This is a genomic window from Amycolatopsis ultiminotia (assembly GCF_039536925.1).
Taxonomy (GTDB): Bacteria; Actinomycetota; Actinomycetes; order Mycobacteriales; family Pseudonocardiaceae; genus Amycolatopsis; species Amycolatopsis ultiminotia.
This window is the reverse complement of record NZ_BAAAZN010000002.1, coordinates 371682-397523: the sequence shown is the minus strand read 5'-3', so window position 1 is coordinate 397523 and position 25842 is coordinate 371682. Positions and strand designations below refer to the sequence as shown.

The window sequence follows — 25842 nt, the reverse complement described above, 5'->3', positions numbered from 1 at the left end:
CGGGCGCAAGCCCGAATGCCCCTTCAGGCCCGCAGTCCGCCCCTCCGGCGCTGCAGATCGGTGACCGTGCCGAGTCCCGCCTCGATCTCCGCACGCAGGAGTGCGGCCTGCTGGACGGCCACTTCTTCGCCCAGCAGTTCAGCCACGCGGCCCTCCGCCAGCAGTGCGAGTGCTTCCCACGGCGATTCGGCCAGCTGCCCGGCAGATACGCCCGGATCGGGTGGGGTCAGCTCGTCGGCAAGGCCCGCGGCGCCTGCCGCAAGCAACGAGGCCACCACGAGATGCGGCTGCGCGTCGGCGCCCGCGAAGCGGAACTCCAGCCGGGGCGCGGACGACGTGCCGCACAGCCGGATCGCGCACGTCCGGTCGTCCGGCCCCCACCGCAGCTCCCGCGGGGAGAACGGCGCGGTGCGCAGCCGGACGTAGCTGTTCCAGGTCGGCGCCCACACGGCGGTGAGCGCTCGGGCGTCACGGAGCACGCCGGCCAGGAACGCACCGAGCGCGAACGGGAATCCGGCCGGACCGTCCGGAGTGGACAATGACAGGTGGACATGACAGGAGTTGCCCTGCCCGGTCTCCGGCGCGGCCAGGTAGTCCGCGCTCGCCCCGTGCCGCGCGGCGACCCGGCGAGTGAGCAGCTGCAGCAGCAACGCGTCGTCGCAGGCGGCGAGCGCGTCTCGGTGGCGCAGCACCACCTCGTACTGCCCCGGATGGCACTCCGCGCGCGCGGACTCCACGCCGAGTCCGGCCGCCGCCGAGCGCAGGTCCGCCAGCAACGGCGCCAGCTGCTCGGTGCCGCCGACCGCGTAGTCCACACCGTGCGCGGTGAGCGGATTCCCGTCCGCGGCCCGGAAAACGACCTCGTGTTCGATCCCGGCCGAAGGAACCAGGCCGCGCTCCTCCAGCTTCGCCAGCTGCGCCCGCAGCACGGTGCGGGGTGCGAGCCCCGCCGGTTCCCCGGAAGGGAACTCCGCGTCGCCCACCACCGCCCAGGTCCGCTCGGCCAGCGGGAACGCCGTCGCCGCGTCCACCCGCACGCGCAGGTCGCCGAAACCGCCGAGATAACGGTTCAACGGCGCGGTTTCCGGCAGCGGGTCCCGCTCCGGCGTCCAGGCGAAGACGTAGCTGCACACGCCGTAGCCGGTATCCACGACCTCGGCGGCGAACGGCGCCGCCAGTTCCACCGCGGCGAACCGCGCGTGTGGATCGGGCACCAACAGGACCAGCCGCGTGCCGTCCTCGGCTAGCGCGCGGCGAAGCACGTCCGCGGCCGCAGTGCCGGCCTCCGCCCGTACCGCCAGCGACCGCGCGCCCACCGGCCGCTCGAACGGCGTCACCAGGCGCCTTCGGGATCGGGCGCGTGCAGCGGATTCGGCACCCGGCCCCAGCGGACGTCGAACTCGTCGTCCCGTTCCACCTTGTCGAAACCCTGGCCGGCGAAGTGCTCGCGGTTGAGCGTGACGCGCTCGACGTCCGGTGCGAACAGGCGACAGGCGTCGAATCGGGCGGCCACGTCCGGGTTCTCGTCGCGATAGCGGCCGACGACGGTGCGCACCAGTGCCCAGAACTCCCCGCGCGCCAGGCCGAGGTCGTCCAGCAGCAGCTCGGCCCAGAACCGCAGCTGCCCGGAGAAGACCGAGCTGAACAGCGACTGCGCAAGCAGGTGCGCCGGCCAGCGCAGCATGTCCGCGGCGGCCTCCGGCGGGAGATCAGCGTAGGCGGGCAGTTCCTCGTCCATCAGGTCGACGCCCTGTGCGAAGTCCTTGATCGCCACCCGCAGCGGACGGCCCTCGGCGTCGACGACGAGGACGAGGTTCTGGCCGTGCGGGCAGAACCCGACGCCGTAACGCAGCAGCCAGTGCAGCAGCGGCGTGAGCAGCAGGTCGAACAGCTTCGAAAGCCACGCCTCGGCGCCGTCTCCGGAACGCGTGATGAGCCGGGTCAGCACGGATTCTCCGGCCGCGTCGCGGTAGGGCAAGGCAGCGAAGGAAATCGCCTGTTCGCCCTCGGCGAGCCGCGCCGCGAGCGGCTCCCGCCACAGCGCGCCCAGCGTTTCGTGGAAGCGGTAAGGCAGCTCCTCGATCGCGCCGAACAGCGGATGCCGCACCGAAACGCTTGCCACCTCGCCGAGCAGCTCGAACCGGTACCTCCCGGACAGCAGCGGATCGGCGGCGTCGATCCGGCGCAGCCATTCGGTCACCGACGGCCCGGCGAGCGTGGCGGCCGAGTTCAGCCCGCGGTAGACGAGCGTGTTGCGCACCGAAACGGCCGTCTTCACGTCGTGCCGGTCCGGCCGGGAGCGGTTGGCCAGGGTGCGCACCGTCTGGTGTGGCCGGTAGACGTCGTTGCTCTCCCCCAGTTCGGCCATCTGCCCGGTGGCCAGCTCGGCCGCATACAGCGTGCCGATGATCTCGTCGGCCTGCCACGGGTGCACCGGCACCCACACGTAGTCCTCGGCATCGCCGAGAGTGGCGGTGCGGGCATCGAATGCCGCACGGGTCGGCTCGTCCAGTTCCCCGCGCAGCAGCGTTTCCGCGTCGAGCCCGGCGACGCTGCGGAACTGCGCGAGGTCACGGTGCACGGCGTACCAACGCAACCGCACGTCCGCCCCCGCCTCGGGCGCGTAACGGGCACGATCCCTGGCGGAGAACCCCACCCGGCCCTTGTTCAGCACGAGCCTGGGATGTCCGGTGAGGTGCCCGTCGGCAAGGTTGTAGTCCATAGTGCACAGCTGGGCTGCGGTGGGCGCGCGAAGCAGCCTGGTCGCCTCGTTGGTGACCGTGGCGGTCAGCTCGGCGAGCACATCGGCCAGCCGGAGCGCGGTGAGACCCAGCGTCTCCCGCGCGTCGGCCACGAGCGTGCGCGGGTCGTCCGCGGGGGTCTCGGCGCCCTCCTCGATGCGGACTGCGCTGCCGGGCAGCACGGTCCAGGATTCGAACGCGCCGCGGCGCGCCTCGAAGCGGTACGAGACGCCGCCGGGCAGCTCCAGCAGCCACCGGCGGTGGCCGGCACTGGTCGGCTCCGCCGGCTGCGGGACCAGCATCGCCTCGTAGGAGAGCTCGCCGAGCATCTTGTGCGTGACGAGCGAGCCGGCCGCCCGCCAGGCCGCGGTGTCGGTCAACCGGTCGGGCAACCTGTCGGTCAGGGTCACTGGTCCTCCGTCTTGTCCAGGCCGAACGTGGTGAAGGCGGTGCGTTCCGGCAGGTCGTACACCGGTTTTCCGCACACGGAGTTGAGAATCGCCGCGGCTCGCCATGCGCCGAGCCCGAGATCCGGCGCGCCGGGGCCGTGCGTGTGCCGCTCGGCGTTCTGCACGAACAGCGGTCCGCGCACCGGTTCGCGGAGCCGCACCCGGTAGTCGGCATCGATCACCAGCCGGCCGCTCGCGTCCCCGCACACCGCGTCGCCGAGTCCGTTCAGCAGCGGCCCGAGCGGCGTCTCGGCGTACCCGGTGGCGGAGACGACCGCGGACGTCCGGTGCGTGGCAGTGCTGCCCTGCTGGACGTGCCGCAGGCCCAGTTCGATGCCGTCGTCGACGGCGTTCGCGGACACCACCTCGACGCCTGGCGTCAGCACCGCGCCCGGCCAGCGGCCGCCGATACTGCGGCGGTAGAGCTCGTCGTGGATCGCGGCCATGGTCTCGGCGTCGATACCGCGGTAGAGCTGCCATTGCGCGGGCACCAGCTCGTCGCGGACCGAGCCGGGCAGGCCGTGGAAGAACGCCGTGTAGTCCGGGGTGAACTGCTCCAGGCCGAGTTTCGAATACTCCATCGGCGCGAACGCGGGGGTACGGGCGAGCCAGCGCAGACCGTCCACAGTGGAGCGGGCACGCAGCAGGTCGAGGAACACCTCGGCGCCGGACTGCCCGGAGCCGACCACGCTCACCCGCTCCGCGGCCAGCAGTGCGGCCCGGTGGGTCAGGTAGTCGGCGGAGTGCAGCACGCGCACGCCGGGGTCGTCCACCAAGTCCCGCAACGGTTCCGGCACGCTCGGCGAGGTACCCACCCCCAGCACGACCGAACTGGCGAGCACCGGGTCGGTGCCGGTGACGGTGAGCTCGAACGCCTCCGCACCGGGCACCCAGCGCATTCCGGTGACCTCGTGCCCGAACCGGCACGACGGCAGCCGCCCGGCAGCCCAGCGTCCGTAGTCGTCGTACTCGGCGCGGGACAGGTGGAACCGCTCGGCGAAGTAGAACGGCAACAACCGGCCGTGCGCACGCAGGTAGTTCAGGAACGAATGGCGGCTCGTGGGGTCGACCAGTGACACGAGGTCGGCGAGGAACGGCACCTGCAGCGTCGCGCCGTCCACGAGCATCCCCGGATGCCAGCGGAACTCCGGCCGGGCGTCGAACAGCACCACGTCTGCATCGAGTGGTTCGGCCAGCGCGGCCAGTGACAGGTTGAACGGCCCGATCCCCACTCCGGCGAGGTCGAACCGCCTCACGACGCGACCGGGCTTTCCCGTACCACGGCGGTGCGCAGCGCGGCCGCAGCCGTCACCACCGCGTCGAGGATCGGGCGGTAGTCGGCCTCGGTCGCGTGCGGGTGCAGGAGCGTGAGCTTGAGCCACAGCTGCGGACTGCCCTCGGGTCCGGTGGGCAGCACACCGCGGCCGATCACCGCGGTGCCCTCCTCCAGCAGCGTCCGGCGCACCCGCGCGACGAGATCGTCTCCGGCGGAACCGGGCAGCTCGTCCGCGGCCCGCGGCCGGAAGACCACTGTGGACAGTTCCGGCGGACCCCACGAACGCAGCGCCGGATGGTCGGCCACGAGACCGTGCACGCCGGAAGCGGTGGCACAGCAGCGTTCCACGAGCGCCCCGATCCCCTGCACGCCGAGCGCGCGCACGGTGACCGCCATCCGGAACGCATCCGGACGGCGGGACGTGTGCAGCGACCGGCCGAGCAGATCGGGCAGGCCCGCCTCGGTGTCGTCGTCGGCGTTGAGGTATTCGGCACGGACGGTCAGCGCGGCGAGATCGGTGGCCTCGCGAGCCGCGAACAGCCCGGCGGCCACCGGTTGCCAGCCGAACTTGTGCAGGTCGAGTGCGACCGAATCGGCCAGCTCCAGCCCGGCCACGCGGGTGCGCAGGGTGGCGCTGCACAGCGCAAGGCCGCCGTAGGCCGCGTCGACGTGCAGCCGCGCCCCGGTGCGGCGGCAGATCCCGGCGATCTCGGTCAGCGGGTCGATCCGGCCGGTGTTCGTCGTCCCGGCGGTGGCGACGACGACCGCCTGCGCACCGAGCGGCGCCAGCGCTTCGGCCAGTGCGGACGGCACCATCCGGTCGTCGGCGCAGGGCACCACGACCGGCGCGGGCAGGCCGAGCAGCCAGGCTGCGCGGGCAACGCTGTGGTGGGAATTCGCACCGCACACCGGCCGGATCGCGCTGCCCGCGGTTTCCCTGGCGAGCAGCAGGCCCAGCAGGTTCGACTCGGTGCCCCCGGACGTGACGACGGCGTCCGGCCGCACCGCATCGGGATAGCAGAGGCGGGCGATCCCGGTGCTGAACTGCCGCTCCAGCTCGCTCGCGACGGGCGCCTGATCCCACGAATCCATCGACGGGTTGAGCGCGGAAGCCACCACATCCGCCGCGACGGCCACCGCCAGCGGCGGACAGTGCAGATGCGCGGCGCACTTCGGATCGGCCGGATCCGCCGCACCGGAGGCGAGCAGCGTGCCCAGCTCTTCCAGCGCTCGCTCGGCCCCGACCCCGTGCAACGGCAACCCGGCAGCCGACGACAACGCGGCGGGCTGCGGTGCACGGGGAGTCGCCGAAGACCCGGCCTCCGCACCCGGCGTCCCGGAACGCAGAACATCGTGCCCGCCACGCGCTGCCGGCGCGGCACCGGCGTTGCCCGTCGCCGCCAGTGCCGCTGCGACCGCGGCCGGGCCGCCGGCCGGGATCGGGCCGCCTCGTTCGGCCACACCGGCGTCCAGTGCGCGCAGGGCCACCGGGATCAGGTGCGCGAGCCGGTCCGCGCCGCCGGGGCCGCCGGCCAGCCAGGTCGAAGACTCACCCTCCATGGCGCCGCCTTTCTTAGGGTAACCTTCCCTCACGCACCGCAACACTACGGACACCGAACGCCAGCCCGCACGCGGGTGCCGGACCGCACTTCCCAGCATGGTGGGCAGGCACCCGGCCACGCGTCGGCCATTCGGGAGACCCGGCTTCACCCGAACGCCGTCCCCGCACGCGAAAACGGCCGGCGGCCGGGGTGTGCGCAACCCCGGCCACCGGCCGTACCCGGTCGGTCTCAGCGTTTCGGGGCAAGCCCCCGCACCTGCTCGAACACGTCGCCGCCGGTGGGCAGCACCGCGAGCACCGGCGTGTTCAGCCCGTTGTCCACATAGGACTGCACCTGCTCCCGGCAGGACTCCACGCTGCCGTGCACCACCAGCGCGTCCACGACCTCGTCCGGGATCACCTCGTTCGCCTTCTTCCGCTCACCCGCGGCCCACGCCTCGTGCATCGGGCGCAGCTGCTCGCCGCGGCCGAGCCATTCGTGGAACGCCGCGTACACCGGCACGGTCAGGTACGAGGAGATCAGCATCCGGCCCAGCGCCCGCGCGGCGGCGACGTCCTCGGTCGGGCACACGAAGATCCGTGCGGCCAGCTCCACGTCCGGACCCACCACCTCGCGCACCTTCGGCACGTCACCGGCGGCCAGCCAGTTCGTGATCGCGCCGTCGGCCTCCTTCGCGGCCAGCCGCAGCATGCCCGGCCGCAGCGCGGCCAGCATGATCGACGGCGCCGGGTCCGCGGCCCGTTCCAGCCGGAACTTCGACACCGAGAACGTGTCGTAGGACTCGGTCACCTTCTCCCCCGCCAGCGCCGAACGCAGGAACCGCAGCGTGTCCCGCGACCGCTTGAACGGTTCGGCGAACTCCGCGGAGTTCCAGCTCTCCACGATGACCGGCGACGACGTGCCGATACCCAGCACGAACCGGCCCGGCGCGAGTTCCGCCAGGGTCGACGCGCTCATCGCGAGCAGCCCCGGCCCCCGCGTGTAGACCGGCACGATCGCGGTGCCCAGCCGCAGCTGCGGCGCCCACTGCGAGGCCAGCACCAGCGGCGTGAACGCGTCCGTGCCCGCGGTCTCCGCACTCCACACGTCGGTGTAGCCGAGATCGGGCAGCTCCTCCACGAGTGCGCGGTGCTCGGTGAGCGGCACCCCGGTGAGCGGGATGGTCAGACCCCAACGGCTCGTCACTGCTCCTCCTTCCGGCCCGCGGCCAGCTCGCGCAGGATCCAGTCGATCTGCGTGCGCATCAGGTTCTCCGCGACCTCTTCGGCCTGCGGGGTCATGTGGGTGGCGCCGGGGAGCGGCAGGTAAACGTGCGCGCGGCCGGCGGCCAGCAACGCCGAGGACAACCGCAGCGAGTGCGCGGGGAACACGTTGTCGTCGGCGAGCCCGTGCACGATCAGCAGCGCGCGGGAGAGCGAACCGGCGTCGGCGATGAGCGAGTTGTGCTCGTAACTCTCCGGTTCGTCCTGCGGGGTGCCCAGATACCGCTCGGTGTAATGCGTGTCGTACAACGACCAGTCGGTGACCGGAGCGCCCGCGACCGCGGCGTGGAACACGTCCGGCCGCCGGAGCACCGCGAGCGCGGACAGGTACCCGCCGTAGGACCAGCCGCGGATCGCCACCCGCTCCAGGTCCAGCTCGGGGTGCGCCTCCGCGGCCGCGTGCAGGGCGTCGACCTGGTCGGCCAGCGTCACCTCGGCGAGCCTGCCGGCGATTTCCTTCTCCCACGCCGGACCGCGGCCGGGCGACCCGCGGCCGTCTGCGACCAGCACCGCGAAGCCCTGGTCGGCCAGCCACTGCGGGGTGAGGAAAGCGTTGCGGCTCTGCAGGACCCGCTGCGCATGCGGACCGCCGTACGGATCGAGCAGCACCGGCAGTTTTCCTTCGCCGGGCTCGTATCCACGAGGCAGCAGCAGCGCCGCACGCAGACCGCGCTCGCCCAGCGTGAGCCAGGTCAGGTTCGGCACGAGCTCAGGGTCCACAGTGGACGATTCGACGACCCCGTCCGGCACCCCGTCGCGAAGCACACTCACCCGGGGCCCGCTGTACTCGAGGCTCCACGCGGTCAGCACGGTCAGCTCCGCGCTGCCCGCACCGACGTGCACACCGTCGGCAGTGGACAGCCGACGCACGCCCCCGCCCTCGGTCCGGTAGACGTGCACCTGTGTCGGGTCGGTTTCCGAGGCAGTGAACAGGATTTCGCGGCCGACGTGGAGCACCGCGCGCAGCTGCGTGCCCGGCGGAGTGACCGGCTTGCCGTCGACCACGAGCCGGTGGTCGCCGTCCGCCGCACTCTCCACGACGAGTTTGCCGTCGTGGGTCCACGCGGGCACGCCCTGGACGATTTCCACCCACTGCTCGTCGGTCTCGGTGTGCAGTTCGGTCACCGAGCCATCCGCCGGATCCAGCCCCAGCACGGTGAGCCGCTTCTGGTCCCGCGGCTGTACTGCCAGCAGCGGCTGCCCACCGGCCGACCAGTGCACCGTGACCAGGTATTCCCAGCCGCCGCCTGCGACATCGACGCGGCTGCCGTCGAGACCGAGCACGGCGAGCGACACCTGCGCGTTCGGCGATCCCGCCGCCGGGTAGGCCACCACGTTCGCCGGCTGCTGCGGGTTCGCCGGGTCACCGATCGTCCAGCGCGGCACCGGCCCGCGGTCGGAGCGCTCGACGAGCAGGCTGCGTCCGTCCGGCGCCCACCAGTAACCCCGCGTGCGATCCATCTCCTCGGCGGCGATGAACTCCGCCAGGCCCCACGCGATGTCGTCGCCGTCTTCCTCGACCAGCACCCGGTCCTCGCCGGTGGCCAGCTCGATCACGTGCAGCCGACGGTCGTGCACGTACGCGACATGCGTGCCGGACGGGTTCGGCCGCGGGTCCACCACGGAGCCGTCCACGAGCATCCGCGTGGCACCGGTGGCCGGATCGAGCGTGTAGAGCTTGCCCGAGAGCGTGAAAGTGACCACGGTGAACGCGTCGTCCACGTCGAAGGCCACGACGCCGCCGCCGGTTTCCCTGGCCCGCTCCCGGCGCGCGCGCTCCTCCGGCGGCAGGTCCTCGTCACCGGACACCAGCTCGGCCGCGTCGACCAGCTTGGTCTCGCCGCCGCCCGCCAGGTCGAGCGACCACAGGCTGTGCCGCGGATCCGTGCCGGAGGCACTGCGCAGGAACAGCACCCGCGAACCGTCCGGCGCAACCCGGAACTGCTTGGGTGCGCCGAGCGTGAAGCGCTGGGTACGCGCCTGGCGGCGGAGGAAGGGAACGTCGTCGAGATCCGTGGTACCAAGAGCGGAGTCGGTCACGATCGCACTCTTTCAGACGATCAGCCGCTCGCGCCAACGCCCTTCAGCGCGGCAAGCTGTTCGGCCACGTCGTAGGCGGGTTCGGGGAACTGCGGGTCGAGTTCGGCCAAGGTCTCGCTGAGCAGTTCGGCGACCGCCCAGTTGCGGTACCACTTGCGGTCGGCGGGCACCACGTACCACGGTGCGTGCCCGGTCGAAGTCCGGTCCAGCAGGTCGGCGTAGGCCTGCTGATAGGCAGGCCAGTGCCGGCGGGACAGCACGTCGGACGGGTCGAACTTCCACCGCTTCTCCGGCCGTTCGAGCCGGGCGGTCAGCCGTCGCAGCTGCTCCTCCGGAGAGATGTGCAGGAACACCTTCACCAGCGTGGTGCCGGCGTCGGTCAGCTCTTGTTCGAAAGCGTTGATCTCGCGATAGCGACGACGGCGTTCGGCGGCGGTGAGCAGACCGGAGACGCGCGGCACCAGGATGTCCTCGTAGTGCGAGCGGTCGAACACCCCGAGGTGGCCAGGGGTCGGCACGCGACGGCGGATGCGCCACAGGAAATCGTGCCGGCGTTCCGCGGCGGTCGGCTTCTTGAAGCCCGCGTACTGCACACCCATCGGGTTGACCAAGCCGAGCACGTGCCCGACGGTGCCGCCCTTGCCGGAAGTGTCCATGCCCTGCAGCACGAGCAGCACACTGCGTTCCCCGCCACCGGCGCCCTCCGCGTACAGCGCTTCCTGCAACGCGGCGAGCCGTTCCCCGGCCGAGGCGAGCTTCTTCGCGCCCTTGTCCTTCTTTCCCGGACCCACCGGCGAGGAAGCCGGGTCCGGCAGTGCACCACCCGCACGGAGCGCGTCGCGGACCCGATTCCCCTTCTCCTTCTTCGCCATCCGGGGACGATAACCGGCACCGTCCGGATGCGCGGTCCCCCGTTGGCATGATCACGCAGCGAATCGCCGACACCGGACGGTACTGCGCAACGAACGACGGGCGAAAGCAACGTTTCCCGGATGAAGTCCCCGCCTGCGGGATTTAGCCTGAACGCATGACGACGTTCGCCGGTACCGGCCTCCCCGCTTCCACCGACGGCTACCTCTCGCTCGACGAGCAGTGGAGCGCGCACAACTACCACCCGCTGCCGGTCGTCATCGCGCAGGCCGAGGGCGCCTCGGTGACCGACGTCGACGGCAAGTCCTACCTCGACTTCCTGGCCGGCTACTCGGCGCTGAACTTCGGCCACCGCCACCCCGGGCTGATCGCCGCGGCGGTCGAGCAGCTGGGCCGCGTCACCCTCACCTCGCGCGCGTTCCACCACGACCGGTTCGGCCTGTTCTGCCGCGAACTCGCCGAGCTGACCGGCACCGAGATGGTGCTGCCGATGAACTCCGGCGCGGAGGCCGTGGAATCCGCGGTGAAACTGGCCCGCAAATGGGCCTACCAGGTCAAGGGCGTACCGGACGGTGCCGCGGAGATCGTCGTCGCCGGCTCGAACTTCCACGGCCGGACCACCACCATCGTCTCGTTCTCCACCGACGAAACCGCACGGGCCGACTTCGGGCCGTTCACCCCCGGCTTCGTCACGGTCCCCTACGGCGACGCGGAAGCGGTGCGCGCGGCGATCACCCCGCGGACCGCGGCGGTGCTGCTCGAGCCGATCCAGGGCGAGGCGGGAGTGATCGTGCCGCCGGCCGGCTTCTTCGCCGACGTGCGGCGGCTGTGCGACGAACAGGGTGTGCTGCTGGTCGCGGACGAGATCCAGTCCGGGCTCGCGCGCACCGGCACGGTACTGGCGCTGGACCACGAGGAAGTGCGCGCGGACGTCTACACGCTCGGGAAAGCGCTCGGCGGCGGCATCCTGCCGGTGTCCGCGGTGGTCGGCAGCCGCGAGGTGCTGGGGTTGCTGAAGCCGGGTGAGCACGGTTCGACGTTCGGCGGCAACCCGGTGGCCTGTGCGGTGGGCCGTGCTGTGGTCCGGCTGCTGCAGACCGGCGAGTTCCAGCAGCGGTCCGCCGAACTCGGCGGGTACCTGCACGAGCGGCTGCGTGAACTGGTCGGCAACGGGTTGTCCGAGGTCCGCGGCCGCGGCCTGTGGGCCGGGATCGACCTCGCGCCGGGCGGGCGGTCCGGCCGTGCCGCGTCCGAAGCGCTGGCCGGGCTGGGCGTGCTGTGCAAGGAAACCCACGACCGCACGCTGCGCATCGCGCCGCCGCTGGTGATCACCCGGGCCGAGCTGGACCGTGGACTCGACGCGATCACCCAGGTGATCACCGGCTGATCCGGGCGGGTCCCGTAGGCTCTGCGGATGTGACCGCCAGGCGGGCGCTCGCCCTCGTCGCCGCGCTCTGCGCGCTGGCCACGCTCGTACTGGGCCTGGTGGTCGCGAACCGCGCGCCCGGCGCGCTCGACACCCGCGCCACGGACGTCACCGGCAGGTTGAGCCGCCCGCTGCTCGACGTGCTGGTCCTGCCGACCGAGCCGTACTTGCTGATCCCCGCCATCGCACTCGTCGCCGGTGCCTGCCTGTTTCGGCACCGGCGGCGGGACGCACTGCTCGCGGTGGCCGGGCCCGCGCTCGCCGTCGCGCTCAACACCTGGGTGCTGAAGCCGTTGTTCGGCCGGATGAAGGACGCCACGCTCGCGTATCCGAGCGGCCACACGGTCAGCCTGGTCACCGTGCTCGTGGTGCTGGTGTTGCTGGCGAGGCCGAAGCTGGTGACCACGCTCGTCGCGGTGTTCCTGCTGTGCTGCGCGACGATCGGGCTGGTCGGCCTCGGCTACCACTACCTCACCGACGTCGCGGGCGGTGTCTGCTTCGCGACGTTCGTGGTCACCGGGATGCGGGCGGCGCTGACACCGCGTCTCGCGCCAGCGCCGTCAACCGGCTGACCGCACGCAGGTACTTCTTGCGGTAGCCGCCGTTCACCATTTCCTCGCCGAACAGCTCCGGCAGCGGCACCCCGGACGCCACGACCGGGATCGCACGATCGTAGAGCCGGTCGGCGAACGCGACGAGCCGCAACCCCACGGTCTGGTCCGGTGCCGGCGTCACATGTGCGAGGTGCACCCGGCGCACCCCGTCCAGCAGCTTCCCGTACCGCGAGGGGTGCAGCTTCGCCAGATGGTCGGCCAGCGCGCCGAATTCGTCCACAGTGGACCCCTCGTGTGCCGCGGCGGAGGCGGCCAGCTCCTCGTCGCTCGCCGGCGGCGGGGCGTCCGGCAGGCCGCGGTGGCGGTAGTCCGGGCCGTCCACGCGGACCACCGTGAAGCGCCGGGACAACGCCTGGATCTCGCGCAGGAAGTCCTCCGCGGCGAAGCGGCCTTCACCGAGCTTGTCCGGCAGCGTGTTCGACGTCGCCGCCACGTGCACGCCGGCGTCGGTGAGCTCCTGCAGCAGCCTGCTGACCAGGGTGGTGTCGCCCGGATCGTCCAATTCGAACTCGTCGATCGCCAGCAGCCGGTGCCCGGACAGCCGCCGCACGGCCGTGGCGAAGCCGAGCGCACCGACCAGATGGGTCAGCTCCACGAACGTGCCGTACGCCTTGGGCCCGGGTGCTTCGTGCCAGGTGGAGGCGAGCAGGTGGGTCTTGCCGACGCCGAACCCGCCGTCGAGGTAGAGCCCCATCGGACCGGACGGCGCGGCCGAGGCGCCGAACAGTGACCGCAACCGGGATTTCTTCGCGGCCGCACCGCCGATCCGCGCGGCGAACGCGGAACACGCCTCGACCGCGGCGGCCTGGCTGGGCTCGTCCGGATTGGGCAGGTAGGTCGCGAATCGGGCCTCGCCGAACCGCGGCGGCGGGACCAGTGACGCGATCAGCTCGTCGGCCCCGAGCTCGGGAAACCGGTCGGTCAGGGCAGCTGCGGGCATGGTCGCCAAGCCTAGCCGGGCCGATCCCGGCGGCCGTGCCGCGCCCGCGTCGGCATATCCCCCGGTCGGGGCGGAAACGGGGCCGTGCTGGGATGAACGCCGTGCGGAGCGTGTGGCCACCATCACCGGGCGGGAGCGGGGGAAACCCGGCGCTGTCCGATGCGGACCTGGAACGGATCTACGGCTACCCCGCCGGGAGCCCGAAGCCGTTCGTGCAGGTCAACTTCGTCGCGTCGGCGGACGGTTCGGTGGCGGTGGACGAGCTGTCGGCCGGGTTGTCGCATCCGGCGGACCGGCGGGTGTTCCTGCTCGCGCGCGACCTCGCCGACGTGATCCTGGTGGGGGCGGGCACCGCGATCGCGGAGGGCTACCGCGGGGCCCGCACCAATCCGGTGCGGACCGCCCGCCGGGCCCGCCTCGGCCGCTCCCCGGTGCCGCCGATCGCCGTGGTCACCCGCACCGGAGCGCTCGACCCGGCCGCGCCGCTGTTCACCGACACGCGGGTGCCGCCGATCGTGATCACCACCGCCCGCGCGGGCACCGCCGCGCTCACCCGGGCCGGGGCCGAGGTACTCGTCGCCGGCGAAGACGACGTGGACCTCGCGCGGGCGCTCACACTGCTGGCCGAACGAGGCTTGTCCCGCGTCGACTGCGAGGGCGGGCCGGTACTGTTCGGCTCGCTCGCCGCCGCCGGTCTCGTCGACCAGCTGTGCCTCACGGTCGCTCCGATCCTCACCGGGGGTGGCGCGGGCCGGATCGCGGCGGGTCCGCCACTGGTCCCGCCGCAACCGCTGGACCTCGCGTCGATCCTCGTCGAGGACGGGTACACGCTGCTGCGCTACCGACGGGGCGGGGACTGATGACCGCGAAGAGCACACCGGCCGACGCGGACACCGCGCTCGCCGAGGCCGCCGCAGCGGGGCACCACGCCGCGTTCGACACGCTGGTCCGCAGGCACACCCCGATGATGTTCCGGGTCGCGCTGCGGATCACCGGGAGCCCGGCCGAGGCGGAGGACGTCGTGCAGGAGGCCTGGCTGTCGGCATGGCGTTCGCTGCCCGCGTTCCGGCAGGAGTCCAGGGTGTCCACATGGCTCTACCGCGTGGTCACCAACGGCGCGCTCGCCCAGTTGCGCAGGCACCGGCCGACCGTGCCGCTGCACGAGGCGGCCGGCGAGACCGCGGGGACCACGCCGGAGCGGCAGGTGGTGGACGCCGAGCAAGTGGACGCGGTGCTGCGCGCGATCGCCCGGCTGGACGTGTCCCAGCGGGTCCCGCTCGTGCTGCGTGAGCTGGAGGGGCTCAGTTACGAGGAAGTGGCCGAGATACTGGAGGTCGGCGTCCCCGCCTTGCGTTCCCGGCTGCGCCGGGCCAGGGTGGCGCTGCTCGGCCAGGTGAGGGAGCGGCCATGACGGACCCGGAGCACGATCCGCGCTGGGCGGCGGTGCGGGCCGCCGGACGGCGCCGCGTGCCGACCCCGCCAGGGCTCGTGGAGCGCGTGCTGCGATCGCTGGACGGCGAACGGTCGGCCGAACCACTGCAGCTGCCCTCGGACGGCGGCACCCTGTCGGTGTCCGAACCGGCGTTCGTACTGCTGGCCCGCACCGTCGCGGACACCGAAGCGGCGGCCGTGCCGGGACTGCGGGTGTCCGCGGTCGCGCTGGCCGACAGCAGGCTGCAGGTGCTGGCCACGGTCCGCTACGGCGTGGTCGCCGACGAGGCGGCGGACGCGCTGCGGGAGCGGATCACCGCCGAGCTGACCAGGCAGCTGGGCGCGCAGTCGCCGGTGGTCGACGTGCACGTGGTCGACGTGCATCCGGACTGACCCGCACCCGTGACCCGCGAAGTTAGCCCGTTCGGGTGAGTACGCGTGAGCTTTCGCCCGGTTGGGACATCGTAGGAACGGGCACGCCTCCGTCGAGGCGATGCGCTGCCCGGCGAAACTGGAGCGCAGCAACCACACGAGGGAGCGACGATCATGGCGCAACCGACCCCGGACCGGCCCGCGGGCGCCGTCGAGCCGAGCAGGCTCGGCGACGAGGGCGCGCAGGGCCGCACCACGATCTCCTCGGTGGTGGTGCAGAAAGTGGCCGCGATCGCCGCGCGCGAGATCGCCGGCGTGCACGCACTCGGCGGCGGGGTGTCGCGTGCCTTCGGTGCGCTGAAGGAACGGATTCCCGGCTCGGGAACCACGTCCACCACCGGCGTCTCGGTGGAGGTCGGCGAGAAGCAGACCGCGATCGACCTCGACCTCGTGGTCGACTACGGCGCGCGGATCGCGGACGTCGCCCGCGCGGTGCGGCGGAACGTGATCACCGCGGTGGAGGAGATCACCTCGCTCGAGGTGATCGAGGTCAACCTCGCGGTGAACGACGTCCACCTGCCCGACGAGGACGACGAGGAACCCGACTCCTCACGGGTGGAGTGACCCGCGGGCGAGCCGGCCCGGCCAAGAACACACCGGCGCACAGACCGGACCGCACAGACCGGACACGGAAGGACACACGGTGAACGCAACGCAGACCGGGATCATCTCCGGGCTGATTCTCGGGCTCGCCGCCACCCAGGGGTTCATCGCCTTCCTGGTGACCCTCGCGGTCGGCATCATCGGGCTGGTCATCGGCCGGGTGCTCGACGGTGCACTCGACCTCGGCGACATGTTCGGGAAGGGCCGCGACAAGTGAGCCCGGTGGCGCAGGTCGACCTGCCCCGCGACGAGCCGCCCGAACCGGCCGAACGCGGTTCGCTGAGCATCGCGCACGCGGTGGTGCGCAAGGTCGCCCAGCACGCCGCGGACCAGGTGCCCGGCACCGTGCCCAGTGCGCACCGGGTCGCGGGGGTGCACACCGGCACGAGCGGCGCCACGGTGAAAGTGGGCGGCTCGGACAACGACGTGGACCTGGCACTGGAGCTCGCGCTGCGGTATCCGGCGCCGGTGCGGACGGTGACCGGCGAGGTGCGTTCGAAGGTCACCGAGGAGGTCGAGCGGATCACCTCGTACCACGTGCGCTCGCTGGCGGTGACGGTGTCCGCGCTGCTGCCCGACGTGCGGCCGAGGGTGCAGTGATGCGTGTTCTCGTCCGATTGCTGTCCACTGTGCTCGGTCTCGCGGTCGCGGTGGCCGGCGCGCTGCTCGCGCTGGAGGTCGGCTGGCACTGGTGGCAGCCGGCGCGCGGACCGCTGCTGCTGCCGTGGCCGCAGTGGCGAACCGAACTGTCCACACTGGACTGGACGAGCACGCCGGTGCGGATCACCGCGGGCATCGTGGCGCTCGCCGGTCTGGTGCTCGCGCTGCTGGCGTTCGGCGCAGGCGACCGCGCGGTGCGGATGACCGAGCCTGCCGACGAGGTCACCGTGAGCACGTCGCCACGTGCGCTCGCCCGGATGGTCGGGCTCGCGGTGCGTGCGCAGGACAACGTGCGCGGCGCGTCCGTCACGGCCAGCGCCCGCCGCGTGCGGGTGCGCGCGACGAGCCGGTTGGAGGACGAGCAGCAGCTGCGGCCACGGCTGCTGGAAACCGTCGCGGCGGTGCTGGACGACCTGCCGCTCGTGCGCCGGCCGAAGGTGACCGTGGTCGTCGATTCGCCGAAGGACCGCCGATGAGCAGCAGTGCCACCGCCCGCCGTGCACAGGGCCGCTCGTACGGCACCGAGCGGACGCTGACCGTTCTGGTGGGCATCGTGGCCCTGCTGGCCGGCGCCGCCGCGCTGGCGGTCGGCATGGGCTGGCTCGGCCGGTTCCGCGCGCAGCGCGCGGTGCTCGACCCGCTGGCGGTGGACTGGCTGCGTGACCACGCGCTGTACGCCCGGATCGGCGCGATCGTGCTCGGCGTGCTGCTGCTGGCGTTCGGGCTGTGGTGGTTCTTCCGCTCGCTGCGCCCGGAACGCCATCCGGACCTGCGCCTCGACCAGACGCCGGGTGCCGAGCTCACGGTCACCTCGAACGCGCTGTCCGGTGCCGTCCGTACCGACGCGGAGCAGCTCGACGGCGTCAACCGCGCCCGGGTCCGCTCAGTCGGCACAGTCGCCGAGCCTGCCCTGCGCATCACCCTGTGGCTCGGCGAGGGCACCGAGGTCCGACGGGTGTGGCAAGACCTGGAGTCCTCCGTGCTGACCAGGGCCCGCGAAGCGCTCGGGGTCGACACGCTGCCCACCGCCGTGCGCATCGAACTCGACACGGCGGGCTCGGCACGCGTGCGCTGACCGCGGGTTTCGCCCAGAATGCCGGTCATGGCCCTCCCCCTGCCGGCACCGATCAAGCCCATGCTCGCGAAGCCCGCGAAGGCGATTCCCGACTCCGGCGGGCTGCTGTTCGAGCCCAAGTGGGACGGCTTCCGCTGCCTCGTCTTCCGCGACGGCGACGAGCTCACCCTCCAGTCGCGCGCGGAGAAACCGCTCAACCGGTACTTCCCCGAGGTGCTCGCCGAACTGCGGGAAACCCTGCCGGAGCGGATCGTGCTGGACGGGGAACTGGTGGTGGCCCGCGGCGGGAAGCTCGATTTCGACGCGCTGACCGAACGCATCCATCCGGCCGAGAGCAGGGTGCAGCTGCTCGCCGGGAAGACACCCGCGCAGTTCGTCGCCTTCGACCTGCTCGCGCTCGGGGATGAGTCCTTCCTGGACGAACCGACCTCGGCGCGACGCGAGCGGCTCGAGTCGCTGTCCGGGGTGGCACTGACCCCCGCCACGACGGATCCGGCCACCGCGCGGCACTGGTTCGAGCTGTTCGAGGGCGCCGGCCTCGACGGGGTGATCGGCAAACCGCTGGACGAGCCGTACGCACCGGGCAAGCGGGTGCTGTTCAAGTACAAGCACTCCCGCACCGCCGACTGTGTGCTGGCCGGTCTGCGGTGGCATGTGGACTCGGCACCGGGCGAGGCGGTCGGCTCGTTCCTGCTCGGTCTGCACGACGACGAGGGCGTGCTGCACCACGTCGGCGTGGTCGGTTCGTTCCCCGCGCCGCGGCGCCGTGCCCTTGCCACCGAGCTGACCCCGCTGATCACCGACGGCGAGGGCCACCCGTGGCTCGGCGACGCGGTGCGCGAAGGGCAGCGGATCCCGGGAGGGATCACCCGCTGGCGGTCGAAGGAACAGCCGTGGGTTCCGCTGCGCCCGGAACGGGTCGTGGAAGTGTCTTACGAACACACCGAAGGCGGCTACCCGTCGCGGTTCCGGCACACCGCGCAGTTCGCCCGCTGGCGCCCGGACCGCGAACCGTCCTCGTGCGGCTACGCCCAGCTCGACGAGCCCGCCCGCTACGACCTGGCCGCGGTGTTCCGCGGGGAGGTCGTGCGGACCCGGTGAGGTCCGCCGGGCATGCGGCAGGGCGAGCGGCCGGCCTCCCGGTCCGGTACGCCGCCGATCCGGCCGGGGCGGCGAGCAGGGCGGACCCGCTCACCGGCTTCCCACACCCGGCATGCCAAGCTCGTCGGAGAGTTCGCCCCGGAATGACGTGAGGATCTGCCCGTGCGCCGCCGTTTCGCCCGCCGCCTCCCCCCGCGTGTCCGGCTGGTGGCGGCGACGGTGGCGGTCCTCGCGGTGGCCGGGTGCACGACCGGGCCGTCGGTGCGTCCCGCGGTGATCGACAACGACGGGCACCACACCCCGTCCCCGTCGGCGAAAGCGGCACCGGTGCCACTGCCGCCGCTCACCGCACCGCATGCGTCGTCGCTGCGCTGGACGAACTGCGACGACGACACCCGCGAGCGGATCGGCACACCCGGTGTGCCCGCGTCGCTGCAGTTCAGCTGTGCGCGGATGACCGCCCCGCTCGACGCGCCCGAGGACACCCAGAACCTGCTGGCCAGGATCTTCGTGCTGAAGGTGGGCACCGGGCCGATTCCGCTGGCCGTGGTCAACGACGTCGGCGGCGAGCCGGGTTCGGTGCACGCGGCCCGGCTGGCCGCCCAGCTGCCGCCGGAGTTCCTGCAGAAGTTCTCGCTGATCGGCGTCGACCGCCGCGGCACCGGGCTGTCCGGCGGGGTGCAGTGCGTGCCGGAAGAGGTGCGGTCCGCGTTGCTCGGCGCCGATCCGGCCCAAGGCGGGCTCGGCGACGTGCTGGATGCCGCCCGCAGGGCGGGCCAGCAGTGCGCGATCGACCTGGACACCGCGCAGACCGCGCTGGACAGCTGGCGCACCGCGGGCGACCTCGACCAGCTGCGTCAGGCACTCGGCCTCGACCGGCTCAACGCACTCGGCCGCGGTGACGGTTCGAAGGTGCTGTCGGAGTACGCCGTGCGGTTTCCGCGACAGGTCGGGCGGATGATGCTGGACGGGCTTCCGGACCCGGGTGCCGACCGCGCCGCCGTGCTCGACGCCGTCGCCGCCGGCGCGCAGGCCACGTTCGACGCCTTCTCCGCCGACTGCGCCGCCCGCGGCTGCGCGCTGGGCGACGCCAAGGCTGCGCTGAAGGCCGTGACCGATCGGCTGCGCACCACACCGGCCACCACCACGGACGGGGTGAGCGTGGGGCCGGGGATCGCGACCTACGCGGTGTACCAGGCCCTCGCCGACCGTTCCCGCTGGCCGGCGCTGGCGGATGCACTGACCGCGGCCCGCAACGGCGACGTCACGGCGCTGGAGGCGTACACCGACCCGGTGCTGAACGATCTCCGGGACCGTGCGGGCCGTATCGGCGGCACGATCGCGACCCGCTGCAACGACTCGTCCACCCGGCTGCCCGCCGACCAGATCGACCGCGCCGAGGCAGGCATGCGCGCCAAGTACCCGCAGTTCGGCGCGGCCGTCGCACAGGAACTCGCGTGGTGCGGGGCCTGGCCGGTGCGCCGCGAACCGCTGCCTGCCGCGGGCGCGCCCGGCGCCCCGCCGATCCTGGTCGCGGCCACCGCCGCGGACCCGGTGACCCCGGAGGTCGGCACGACCCGCGCCGCCGACCAGATGCCCAGCGCAGTGACGGTGACCTGGCAGGGCGCCGGACACGGCGCACTCGGCGAGTCGACCTGCGTGACCGCCGCCGCACAAGCGTTCCTGATCGACGGCAAGGTCCCGGAGAGCGGCACCCTCTGCCCCGCCTGACCGGCCGGACAGCTACACGGCCACCGGTCCGACCGACCAGCCAACACCACCAGTCCCGGCCGACCGGCCAACACCACCAGTCCCGGCCAACCAGCCAACACCACCGGTCCCGGCCAACCAGCCAACATCACCAGTCCCGACCAACCAGCCAACACCACCAGTCCCGACCAACCAGCCAACACCACCAGCCCCGACCAACCAGGCGAAGCAGTCGCGTCGGCTGGCCGGAGAACGGCCGTCCGGGCGAAGCAGTCGCGCCGACCGGCCGGGCACGGCCGTCCGGGCTCGGTGCGACGTACCCCGGCTCTCGCACGCTCCGCGTACGAGACTCGGCCTGCTCCCGCCTTCCGACCTCTCGACCCGCCGGACGCTCCTCGGCACACCGGCCGTACTCCGCCCTCTTTGGCCCGTACCGGCGAGGCCGCCGAGACCGTTCGCAAGAAGCGCCGAGAAGGACCTCCCCGGGGTCGCCGTGCACGTCGTGCTCCGCGCACCGTCGGCCCGGAACGGTTACTGCCGGTAGCCCTCGACCTCCCCGGACGGGCGGACCTCGGCGCCTTCGGGGTCCTCGTGGAATTCGGTGCGTGCACGGCGCTGCCGGAGCAGGTCCCAGCACTGGTTCAGTTCCTGTTCCAGTCCGGCCAACCGGTCCTTGTCCGCGCCGGACAGGCCCACCCCCACCGCGCGGGCGCGCAGTTCGTGTTCCTCGGCGATCAGGTCGTCGATCCGGCCAAGGACACCGTCGTCGGTCATGGTTCCTCCTCACCTCGGCTGCCGGGGTGGACGCTCCCGGGTGCCGGGGAATTCCCCTCCGGCCCGCTTCGTTGGACACACTATGAGCACAGTGGAGCTGACCGCGGCCAATTTCGACCAGACCGTGACCGACAACGAATTCGTGCTGATCGACTTCTGGGCGAGCTGGTGTGGTCCGTGCCGGCAGTTCGCGCCGGTGTACGAGAAGGCCTCCGAGGAGCACGGGGACATCGTGTTCTCCAAGGTCGACACCGAGGCCGAGCAGCAGCTCGCGGCGGCCTTCGACATCCGTTCGATCCCGACGCTGGCGGTGATCAGGGACAAGACGCTGATCTACTCCCAGCCCGGCGCGCTGCCCGAGGCGGCGTTGCAGGACGTGATCCGGCAGGCCCGCGAGGTGGACATGGACGAGGTCCGCAAGGCCGTCGAGGCCGAGCAGAGCACCCAGGCCACCCAGGACTGAGGCAAGCCAAGACCGGGGAACGGCGAAGGCCCCGGTACCCGTGGGAGGAACGGGTGCCGGGGCCTTCGCCGTCTCGGCGCCCGGTGGTTCAGGACCGGGTGGCTAGCCCGCGCAGGAAGAACGCCAGGTTCGCCGGCCGTTCCGCCAGCCGCCGCATGAAGTAGCCGTACCACTCGTTGCCGCAGGGCACGTACACGCGCATCGTCGCGCCCGCTGCGGCGATCCGCTTCTGCTCCTCGGGCCGGATCCCGTAGAGCATCTGGAACTCGTGGTCGGACGGAGTACGGCCGGCGTCCGCGGCCAGCCGCTGCCCGATCGCGATCATCCGCGGATCGTGCGAAGCCACCATCGGGTAGCCCTGCCCGGCCATCAGCACCCGCAGACAGCGCACATAGGACTTGTCCACTTCGGACTTGTCCTGGAACGCCACGGATTCCGGCTCGGCGTAGGCACCCTTGCACAGCCGCACGCGCGAACCGGGACCGGACAGTTCGCGGCAGTCCTGTTCGGTACGCCGGAGGTAGGCCTGCAGCACCGCACCGACCCACGGGTACTCGCCACGAAGCTTCCGCAGGATGCCGAGCGTGGCGTCCGTGGTGGTGTGGTCCTCCATGTCGAGGGTCACCGTCGCACCGACCGCCTCGGCCGCCGCGCAGATCTTCCGCGCGTTCTCCAGCGCCACGCCTTCACCGTCGTCCGGCAGGAACTGCCCGACCGCCGACAGTTTCACCGACACGTCCGCACCGTCGGCGAGGCCCTGTTCGGCCAACGCGGACAGCAGCTGTTCGTAGGCCTGCACGGTGGCCGCCGCCTGACCGGCGTCGGTGGTGTCCTCACCGAGGTGGTCGATGGTGATCGTCCGGCCGTCGGCGGCCAGTTCCCGCGCGACGCGTACGGCATCCGCGGTGTCGGCACCGGACACGAAGCGGCGTACGACGGCTCGTGTGGCGGGAACTGCTTCGATCAACGCTCTCATCCGCCGCGAACGGGCGACGGCGAGCAGTGGGGCACGCAGCATCGCGGTACTCCTCAGCCCTGGTGCGGGTAGCGCACGGTGGTCGGCGGCACGAACGTCTCCTTGATCGAGCGGGGGCTCGTCCAGCGGAGCAGGTTGAAGATCGAACCGGCCTTGTCGTTGGTGCCCGAAGCGCGGGCACCGCCGAACGGCTGCTGCCCGACGACGGCACCGGTCGGCTTGTCGTTGACGTAGAAGTTGCCCGCGGCGAACCGCAGTGCTTCGGAGGCCTTCGCGACGGCCGTGCGGTCGTTCGCGATCACCGCACCCGTCAGCGCGTACGCCGCCGTCTCGTCGATCACCTTGAGGACGCCATCGAAATCGGCGTCGTCGTACACGTAGACGGACAGGATCGGCCCGAAGTACTCGGTGCTGAAGATCTCGTGCTTCGGGTTGGTCGAAACGAGCACGGTCGGCTGCACGAAATAGCCCACGCTGTCGTCCACCGTGCCGCCAGTCAGGATCTCCACCTCGGCGTCGCGCTTGACCCGCTCGAACAGCGACGCGTGCTTGTCGAACGCGCGCCGGTCGATCACCGCACCGCCGAAGTGGCCGAGGTCGGTCACGTCGCCGTAGCTGATTGCCTCGGTCTCGCTGGCCAGTCCGTCTTTCAGCTGCGCCCAGAGGCTTCGCGGGATGTACGCACGCGAAGCGGCGGAGCACTTCTGGCCCTGGTACTCGAAGGCGCCGCGGACGAGTGCGGTCCGCAGCACGTCGAGGTCGGCCGACGGGTGCGCGAGCACGAAGTCCTTGCCACCGGTCTCCCCGACGATCCGCGGGTAACTGCGGTAGCCGGAGATGTTCGCCCCGACGGTGCTCCACAGGTGCTGGAACGTGGCGGTGGAGCCGGTGAAGTGGATGCCGGCAAGGTCACGGTGCTTGAGCGCGACCTCGGACACCGCCTTGCCGTCTCCGGGAAGGAGGTTGAGCACGCCCGGCGGCATGCCCGCCTCTTCGAGCAGCCGCATGGTCAGGTACGCGGCGAAGCTCTGCGTCGGCGACGGCTTCCACAGCACGGTGTTGCCCATCAGCGCAGGTGCGGTGGGCAGGTTGCCGGCAATGGCGGTGAAGTTGAACGGCGTGACCGCGTAGACGAAACCCTCCAGCGGACGGTGTTCCATCCGGTTCCACACGCCGGGCGAGCTCATCGGCTGCTCGGCCAGGATGCGACGGCCGTAGTCGACGTTGAACCGCCAGAAGTCGGCCAGCTCGCAGGCCGAGTCGATCTCGGCCTGGGTCGCCGTCTTCGACTGGCCGAGCATGGTGGCCGCGTTGATCGTCGAGCGCCACGGACCGGTCAACAGGTCGGCGGCGCGCAGCAGGATGGCGGCACGGTCGTCGTACGAGAGCGCGCGCCACTCCGGGGCGGCCTTCGCCGCCGCAGCGATCGCGTCGGACGCGTCCTGCTGCGAAGCGCTCTGAATGGTGCCGAGGACGTGGCTGTGCTTGTGCGGCTGGACGACGTCGATCTTCTCGCCGCCTCCGGCACGCTGTTCACCACCGACGGTCACCGTCAGGTCAACGGGACCGGACTCGCCCAGTTTCTTCAGCGCGCCCTCCAACTCGGCGCGCTCGGCGCTTCCCGGTGCGTACGTGTACACCGGCTCGTTCTTCGGGGCGGGGGTCTGGGTCACGGCGTCCACGTCGGCTCCCTCGTCTTCGATAACTGCTCCAGTTGTCCGAACGGTAACTCTGCGAGCGTCTTGAGGGTTTGTTCACTTGGCTAGAATCGCTCGTATGATTTTGTCCGATCGGAAAACCTGGTGAGCAGTCCGGAACCGTTCGCCGACACCTCGCTGCGGCACGTTCTGGCCACCCTCGGCGAACCGCTGGTGCGGGTGCTCGTCGCGCCGCGTGGCCTCGGTGTCGCGGTGCACGACGTGGTGATCCTGGACCCCGAGGACCCGCCGGAGACGCACCCGGGCGACCTGGTGCTGGTGATCGGCGCCCGCGGCCGGGCAGCGGCCGCGGCGATCCGGGCGGCCGGACGCGGCGGTGCGGCCGCCGTGGCGGTGAAGGGCGAGGGCGGCATCGACGTGGCCGCCGATGCGGGCGTCGCGCTGCTCACCGTGGGCTCGGAGGCGCGCTGGGAGCAGGTGGAGGCGCTCGCGCGAGGCGTCGTCGACGCGGCGCGCGCGGGCGGCGAGGCGGAGACCGGCGAAGTCCTCGGCGATCTTTTCGCGCTGGCGCAAACGGTCGCCACGCTCACCGGCGGTCTGGTCAGCATCGAGGACACCGGGAGCCGGGTACTCGCCTACTCCCGCGCCGGTGACGAGGTCGACGAGCTGCGCCGGCTGTCCATCCTCGGCCGCGAGGGGCCGGAGCGGTACTTGGCGATGCTCCGCGAGTGGGGCGTCTACCAACGGCTGCGCGCGGGCGAAGGGATCGTGCGCGTGGACGAGCGGCCGGAGCTGGGAATCCGCCGCCGGATCGCAGCCGGCATCCACGCCGGAGCACAGCCGCTCGGCACGATCTGGGTGCAGGAAGGCGCGCAGCCGCTGACCGAGCAGGCGGAGGTCGCGCTGCTCGGCGCCAGCCGCACGTTGGCACCGCAGCTGATCCGCGCCCGCACGTTGCCCGATCCGCAGCTGCGGCTGCGCGAGGACCTGCTGGCCGGCCTCCTCGACGGACGGGTGGACGCGGAATCGGTGGCCGACGACATCGGCGCCGACCCCGGCCGGCCCGCCCAGGTGCTGGCGTTCACGCTCGCGCCGCAGCAGCCGGCCGCGGCGTCCGACCGGCTGCTGCGGCGCGCTGAGCTAGTGCACCTGATCGCGGTGCACACCGCGGCGTATCGACGTAGCGCCTTGGTCAGCGTGCTCAACGGCCGCGTGTACGCGCTGCTGCCTGATCTGCCGGAACACTCGGACGCGCCTGTTCTCGCGCTGGCGAAGGAAATCGTGGCTGCGGCACGTCGCCACCTCGACGTGCCGGTACGCGCCGCACTCGGCGGCGTCGTGCCACGGCTGTCCGACGCAGCGGCTTCGCGAGGCGACGCAGACCGCGTGCTGGTGGCGATGACGCGCGGGCACTGGGACAACGACGTAGCGTCTCTCGCCGACGTACGCGCCGACGTGTTGTTGTCGGAGGTTCTCGCGTATCTCGCGGATCAGCCGCGCATCCGTGACCCGCGGTTGGCCGAACTGCTGGCGCACGACAGCGACCACGGCGGCATCCTGGTGCCCGCGGTGCTCGCCTACCTCGACGCGTTCGGCGACGCCCGCGCAGCCGCCCGCACCCTGAACATCCACCCGAACACAGTGCGGTACCGCGTACGGCGTGCCAGAGAGGTTTCCGGCATCGACCTGCGCGACCCCGCGCAACGGCTGCTCACCGAGCTGCAGCTGCGGCTGTAAAACACCGTGTCCGGTGCGGGCGCACTCGCTAGGGTGCGAGGA

At 72.0% G+C, this 25842-nt stretch carries 25 protein-coding genes; 14 read left to right on the top strand and 11 right to left on the bottom strand.

The window, feature by feature from the left end; genetic code table 11:
• Positions 1 to 23 precede the first annotated feature (23 nt).
• The 7 genes from ABD793_RS06740 to ABD793_RS06710 all read right to left on the bottom strand — a co-directional run bounded on the left by ABD793_RS06740 (position 24) and on the right by ABD793_RS06710 (position 10202).
• A complete protein-coding gene (locus ABD793_RS06740) occupies positions 24 to 1337 on the bottom strand; it encodes a type I glutamate--ammonia ligase (RefSeq protein ID WP_344856458.1) in 1314 nt (437 codons plus the stop codon).
• Positions 1334 to 3070: an IucA/IucC family protein gene (locus tag ABD793_RS06735; RefSeq protein ID WP_344856887.1), complete on the bottom strand. Its 1737-nt coding sequence runs from the start codon at positions 3068 to 3070 to the stop codon at positions 1334 to 1336. Before ABD793_RS06735 ends, ABD793_RS06740 begins: the two co-directional genes overlap by 4 nt.
• 77 nt (positions 3071 to 3147) lie before the next feature.
• Positions 3148 to 4446, bottom strand: coding sequence for a lysine N(6)-hydroxylase/L-ornithine N(5)-oxygenase family protein (locus ABD793_RS06730; protein WP_344856456.1), 1299 nt, complete (start codon positions 4444 to 4446; stop codon positions 3148 to 3150).
• The gene (locus ABD793_RS06725; RefSeq protein ID WP_344856454.1) at positions 4443 to 6026 is read right to left on the bottom strand and encodes a pyridoxal phosphate-dependent decarboxylase family protein; all 1584 of its coding nucleotides are present in this window, start codon (positions 6024 to 6026) and stop codon (positions 4443 to 4445) included. Before ABD793_RS06725 ends, ABD793_RS06730 begins: the two co-directional genes overlap by 4 nt.
• Before the next feature lie 230 nt (positions 6027 to 6256).
• Positions 6257 to 7213 carry an LLM class F420-dependent oxidoreductase gene (locus tag ABD793_RS06720; RefSeq protein ID WP_344856452.1) on the bottom strand — a complete coding sequence of 319 codons (957 nt, stop codon included), beginning with the start codon at positions 7211 to 7213 and terminating at the stop codon, positions 6257 to 6259.
• On the bottom strand, positions 7210 to 9330 hold the full coding sequence (locus ABD793_RS06715) for a S9 family peptidase (protein ID WP_344856450.1): 2121 nt from the start codon (positions 9328 to 9330) through the stop codon (positions 7210 to 7212). The genes ABD793_RS06720 and ABD793_RS06715 overlap by 4 nt, the downstream gene beginning before the upstream one ends.
• Before the next feature lie 20 nt (positions 9331 to 9350).
• Complete coding sequence (locus ABD793_RS06710) at positions 9351 to 10202, bottom strand: PPK2 family polyphosphate kinase (RefSeq protein ID WP_344856448.1); 852 nt, start codon at positions 10200 to 10202, stop codon at positions 9351 to 9353.
• A 155-nt stretch (positions 10203 to 10357) separates the two neighbouring features.
• Between ABD793_RS06710 and rocD the strand changes: the two genes are divergently transcribed.
• Together rocD and ABD793_RS06700 are read left to right on the top strand one after the other, a co-directional pair.
• Positions 10358 to 11587: an ornithine--oxo-acid transaminase gene (rocD, locus tag ABD793_RS06705; protein WP_344856446.1), complete on the top strand. Its 1230-nt coding sequence runs from the start codon at positions 10358 to 10360 to the stop codon at positions 11585 to 11587.
• A 29-nt stretch (positions 11588 to 11616) separates the two neighbouring features.
• Entirely contained in the window at positions 11617 to 12198 is a 582-nt protein-coding gene (locus tag ABD793_RS06700) for a phosphatase PAP2 family protein (protein ID WP_344856444.1), read from the top strand.
• Here the strand turns inward: ABD793_RS06700 and zapE are convergent.
• Positions 12140 to 13180, bottom strand: a complete 1041-nt coding sequence (zapE, locus tag ABD793_RS06695; RefSeq protein ID WP_344856442.1) for a cell division protein ZapE — start codon at positions 13178 to 13180, stop codon at positions 12140 to 12142. The two genes, ABD793_RS06700 and zapE, sit on opposite strands and share 59 nt — an antisense overlap.
• Before the next feature lie 92 nt (positions 13181 to 13272).
• On the opposite strand from zapE, the gene ABD793_RS06690 reads away from it, so the two are divergent.
• The 10 genes from ABD793_RS06690 to ABD793_RS06645 all read left to right on the top strand — a co-directional run bounded on the left by ABD793_RS06690 (position 13273) and on the right by ABD793_RS06645 (position 20213).
• A complete protein-coding gene (locus tag ABD793_RS06690; protein ID WP_344856440.1) occupies positions 13273 to 14040 on the top strand; it encodes a pyrimidine reductase family protein in 768 nt (255 codons plus the stop codon).
• Positions 14040 to 14591 (top strand): RNA polymerase sigma factor, encoded by a 552-nt coding sequence (locus tag ABD793_RS06685; protein ID WP_344856438.1) that lies wholly within the window; start codon positions 14040 to 14042, stop codon positions 14589 to 14591. Before ABD793_RS06690 ends, ABD793_RS06685 begins: the two co-directional genes overlap by 1 nt.
• On the top strand, positions 14588 to 15004 hold the full coding sequence (locus ABD793_RS06680; protein WP_344856436.1) for a hypothetical protein: 417 nt from the start codon (positions 14588 to 14590) through the stop codon (positions 15002 to 15004). Before ABD793_RS06685 ends, ABD793_RS06680 begins: the two co-directional genes overlap by 4 nt.
• Before the next feature lie 153 nt (positions 15005 to 15157).
• Positions 15158 to 15607 (top strand): Asp23/Gls24 family envelope stress response protein, encoded by a 450-nt coding sequence (locus ABD793_RS06675; protein ID WP_344856434.1) that lies wholly within the window; start codon positions 15158 to 15160, stop codon positions 15605 to 15607.
• A 79-nt stretch (positions 15608 to 15686) separates the two neighbouring features.
• Positions 15687 to 15863: a hypothetical protein gene (locus tag ABD793_RS06670; protein ID WP_344856432.1), complete on the top strand. Its 177-nt coding sequence runs from the start codon at positions 15687 to 15689 to the stop codon at positions 15861 to 15863.
• A 5-nt stretch (positions 15864 to 15868) separates the two neighbouring features.
• A complete protein-coding gene (locus tag ABD793_RS06665) occupies positions 15869 to 16246 on the top strand; it encodes an Asp23/Gls24 family envelope stress response protein (protein ID WP_344856430.1) in 378 nt (125 codons plus the stop codon).
• A complete protein-coding gene (locus tag ABD793_RS06660) occupies positions 16246 to 16782 on the top strand; it encodes a DUF6286 domain-containing protein (RefSeq protein WP_344856428.1) in 537 nt (178 codons plus the stop codon). Before ABD793_RS06665 ends, ABD793_RS06660 begins: the two co-directional genes overlap by 1 nt.
• Positions 16779 to 17381 (top strand): alkaline shock response membrane anchor protein AmaP, encoded by a 603-nt coding sequence (gene amaP, locus ABD793_RS06655; protein WP_344856426.1) that lies wholly within the window; start codon positions 16779 to 16781, stop codon positions 17379 to 17381. The genes ABD793_RS06660 and amaP overlap by 4 nt, the downstream gene beginning before the upstream one ends.
• Positions 17382 to 17408: 27 nt before the next feature.
• Positions 17409 to 18482 (top strand): ATP-dependent DNA ligase, encoded by a 1074-nt coding sequence (locus tag ABD793_RS06650; RefSeq protein WP_344856424.1) that lies wholly within the window; start codon positions 17409 to 17411, stop codon positions 18480 to 18482.
• A 162-nt stretch (positions 18483 to 18644) separates the two neighbouring features.
• Positions 18645 to 20213: an alpha/beta hydrolase gene (locus ABD793_RS06645; RefSeq protein ID WP_344856420.1), complete on the top strand. Its 1569-nt coding sequence runs from the start codon at positions 18645 to 18647 to the stop codon at positions 20211 to 20213.
• A gap of 510 nt (positions 20214 to 20723) precedes the next feature.
• Here the strand turns inward: ABD793_RS06645 and ABD793_RS06640 are convergent.
• Positions 20724 to 20966: a DUF2630 family protein gene (locus tag ABD793_RS06640; RefSeq protein WP_344856418.1), complete on the bottom strand. Its 243-nt coding sequence runs from the start codon at positions 20964 to 20966 to the stop codon at positions 20724 to 20726.
• A gap of 82 nt (positions 20967 to 21048) precedes the next feature.
• Between ABD793_RS06640 and trxA the strand changes: the two genes are divergently transcribed.
• Complete coding sequence (gene trxA, locus ABD793_RS06635; protein ID WP_344856416.1) at positions 21049 to 21429, top strand: thioredoxin; 381 nt, start codon at positions 21049 to 21051, stop codon at positions 21427 to 21429.
• An 88-nt stretch (positions 21430 to 21517) separates the two neighbouring features.
• Here the strand turns inward: trxA and ABD793_RS06630 are convergent, their stop codons facing one another.
• Together ABD793_RS06630 and pruA are read right to left on the bottom strand one after the other, a co-directional pair.
• Positions 21518 to 22447, bottom strand: coding sequence for a proline dehydrogenase family protein (locus ABD793_RS06630; protein WP_344856414.1), 930 nt, complete (start codon positions 22445 to 22447; stop codon positions 21518 to 21520).
• An 11-nt stretch (positions 22448 to 22458) separates the two neighbouring features.
• A complete protein-coding gene (gene pruA / locus ABD793_RS06625) occupies positions 22459 to 24087 on the bottom strand; it encodes an L-glutamate gamma-semialdehyde dehydrogenase (RefSeq protein WP_344856412.1) in 1629 nt (542 codons plus the stop codon).
• A 120-nt stretch (positions 24088 to 24207) separates the two neighbouring features.
• On the opposite strand from pruA, the gene ABD793_RS06620 reads away from it, so the two are divergent.
• The gene (locus ABD793_RS06620; RefSeq protein WP_344856410.1) at positions 24208 to 25800 is read left to right on the top strand and encodes a PucR family transcriptional regulator; all 1593 of its coding nucleotides are present in this window, start codon (positions 24208 to 24210) and stop codon (positions 25798 to 25800) included.
• Positions 25801 to 25842 lie beyond the last annotated feature (42 nt).